We start from the raw sequence: 3,221 nt of genomic DNA, 5'->3' as shown, positions 1-3,221 counted from the left end.
GGGCTCACCTCAAGGTTTGTGCGCTAAAAGGCGCTTAGAAGCACGAACCAAGAACATGAGCTAGCAGGCTGTTGAAATTCGATTTTTGCCCCCTGGTAAAGAGGCTGAAGTCACCAGGGCGAAATCAATAAGCCAATGTTTTCAATAGCCGGATTTGGCTACAGTTCGCGCTAAGCGAGCCAAATCGCGGAAATCGGCCTGTCGGAGCGACTTTTTCAACAGCCTGCTAGGCGACTCGGTAGAGCCTGTCAGCAGGATCGTTCAGCGGCCTGAGCCCGCCTGCCGTGGCAGCGTCGGCCCAGAGGTAGTCGCCCGTCAGACCGACATGGGCCCAGCTCATCGGCGAGAGGTGGGCTAGAAGCTCATCGGGCGCGGCCACGCCCCTCTCCCGCAGATGCTCGACGGCGCGCTGCATATATAATGTGTTCCAAAGCGCGATGGCGGCGATCACCAGGTTGAGGCCTGAAGCGCGGTGTTCCTGGTTCTGTAAAGTGCGATCGGCGATCCGCCCCTGCTTGTGGACGAACACCGCCTGGGCCAGCGCGTGGCGCGCCTCGCTCTTGTTGAGCCCGGCCTGACAGCGGCGGCGCAGTTCCGGGCTTTCCAGCCAGTCGAGCGTGAACAGCGTGCGCTCGATCCGGCCGACCTCGGCCAGGCCCATGTCGAGGCGATTTTGGCGTTTGAACGCCGATAGCTTCTTGAGCATCACCGACGGCGCGACCGATCCGGCTTTCAGCGACGCCGCCAGACGGACGATGTCCTCCCAATTTTCCTCGATGACATCGACCCGGATCGGACGGCCAAGGAGTGGTTCAAGGATCTTGTGGCGCGGCTTGGCTCCGATGATCGCCAAGCGGCGATCCTGCAGATCACGCAAGCGCGGTACGAACCGGTATCCGAGAAGGTGGCACAGGGCGAATACGTGGTCGGTCGCCCCGCCGGTGTCGGTGTAGTGCTCCCCGCCGCCACGACCAATCAGGCCGTCGAGCACATAGGGCGCCTCCGAGGAAGTGGCCGACAACACGCGGGTGTGGAACGAGCCGTGCATGTCCGACAGGTGGGTATAGATCCGCAAGCCAGGCTCAGGCCCGTACTTGGCGTTGACTTCACCCGCTCCGCCGCGTCGGCGGCCCGAGCGGAAGAATTGGCCGTCGGAAGACGAGGCCTGGCCATCGCCCCAGTGTCGGGCGAACGGCTGCGCGTGGTGGACCTCGATAATCCTAGCCAGCGCGGCCTTGTAGTTCTCTTCGCTCAGATACCAGCTCTGGGTCCAGGCGAGCTGAGCGTAGGTGACGCCTTGGCTGGCGTTGGCCATCCGCTCCAGACCAAGATTGGTGGCGTCGGCCAGGACCGCGGCGAGGATGCAGCTGGGATTGTCGTGGACCTTGCCCGACCTCAGCTCGCGGAACGTCGACGAGAAACCCGTCAGGGCGTCTATCTCTCTGAGCAACTCGGTGATCCGGACCCGGGGAAGCAGCGCGTCGATCGCCCGATCTAGCGACCTGGCCTCGTCCGGCGCATTGGCCTTCACCGGCGTCACCGACAGCTCGTCGCCTTTCAGCGTCACGCCGACCAGGTCGCCCTTGGCTAGGCGCCGTGAGAAGCTGGCGAGCCGCTGATCCAGCAGGCTGGCGCGCTCAGCCAGATAGGTTCCCATCTCGGTATCGACGGGCAAGGTCTCGGCTTCGGCGGCGACTTCGTCCTTGGGCAGCAGGTAGTCGGCGAAGCGCTTGTAGGATCGCGAACCTTCGATCCACACGTCGCCAGAACGGAGCCGATCACGCAACGTCGCCATCAACGCCGTCTCGTAGAGCCGTCGGTTGATCGGGCCACCGATGGGCTTGACCAGGGCTTTCCAATGCTTGGAGACGAACGGCATAGGCGCGTCGTCGGGAATCTCGCGCCGGCCGGACCGGTTGAGGTCGCGGAGGAGTTCAAGGGCCTTCAGCAATGAGGCGCCGCCCGTGCCTGACCGGAAGCGTATGTGTTCCAGGAAGGTCGGAACAAACCGGCGCAGGGCGCCGTAGCGGTCGGCGGCGCTAACCAGTGGATCTTCCACCGCCAGCGCCGCCAGGGCCTCGATCTTCGGTCTGGCCTGAATGACCTTCCACCATCCAACCTGGGCGTCGAGTGTGTCGAGCACGTCGCCGCCGTCGGCCCGGGCATGTTCGACCGCGCCGATCACGCCGCTGAACAACCGCATGAGGTTGCTGACCTCGCGGCTGCTGGCCTGGTACTTGCGCTCGCGCCCCCGACGGCCCTTGGCGAACAGCGAGCCGACCATCTTGTCGAACATATCGACCGCGGCGTCGCTCAGGCGGCTTTCGAGAAAGATCAGCTGCGCGACCACGGTCGCCCGGCGGCGACCCACGCCGTAACCGTTGAGCAGGAAGGCCGGCGCGACCGCTCCCTCTCGGACATACTGCTCGAAGCGCCGTTCGTGGATGGTCTCGGTGATCGCCGGATTGATACCGATGGCGCGAACGTAGGCCAGACGCTCGGTGATCCCCGCCATCGACGCGGCGCTCGGCGACTCCGGGATGTCGCGCAGCCAGGCCAGGGCCGATTTCTTGAGGTTGGCGTCATTGACCAACAGTTGGTCGATGCGGTCCAGTTGCGAGAGCGAGATCGGCGCCAGCAGATCCTCAGCCGCCTTGCGTCTTGCCTGGGAGCGGCCAGCCAGGCCGACGCGCTCCAAGGTGTCGGGAGACGGCAGGATGATCCGTCGCCGGCGCAGTTCTGCGATCAGGGCCTCCACGATGGCTCCGCCCTTGTCGGTGGCGACGGCCGCCGCGGCGGCGATCGACACCGCCAAGCGAATATCGCCACGGACAAACAAGCGTATCCCTAGTCGCTCATGAAGCTGACCTGCGTGCTCGCTGCGTGTTTTTAGTCTTTTGGCATAGTCGCCTAGCGCTTCAGGTGAAACATGCACTTGGTCGGACAAAAAGCGCAGCACGATCGGGGGAACAACTTGACCAGGCAGCCACCCAAAACCTGGATGGCGTAGCAGCGCCATTTGCACAGCGGAGCCCAGCTTGTTGGCTGGACGTTTACGCTCGTCGATCCACTTGAGATCGTCTGGCACCAGCGTGTAGCAGCGCGCCACCTCTCGGTCGGTGACCGGAGGCTCGAACAACCTTCGCCGTTCGTCACCCGTGAGCAAGCTTCGCCGCGCCATGGGATGGTCCTGACCGCTTCTGCAGGTGGCTCATAATTCG

Annotated in this window: 1 protein-coding gene; it reads right to left on the bottom strand. The window is 64.0% G+C overall.

Annotated features, from left to right (window positions below):
• Positions 1-226 precede the first annotated feature (226 nt).
• The gene (locus AC1RJ9_RS28250; RefSeq protein WP_062099745.1) at positions 227-3,181 is read right to left on the bottom strand and encodes a Tn3 family transposase; all 2,955 of its coding nucleotides are present in this window, start codon (positions 3,179-3,181) and stop codon (positions 227-229) included.
• Positions 3,182-3,221: the final 40 nt, after the last annotated feature.

The organism is Caulobacter sp. GW822-FHT07D08 (assembly GCF_058798735.1).
This window is presented reverse-complemented; position numbering and strand designations above follow the sequence as displayed.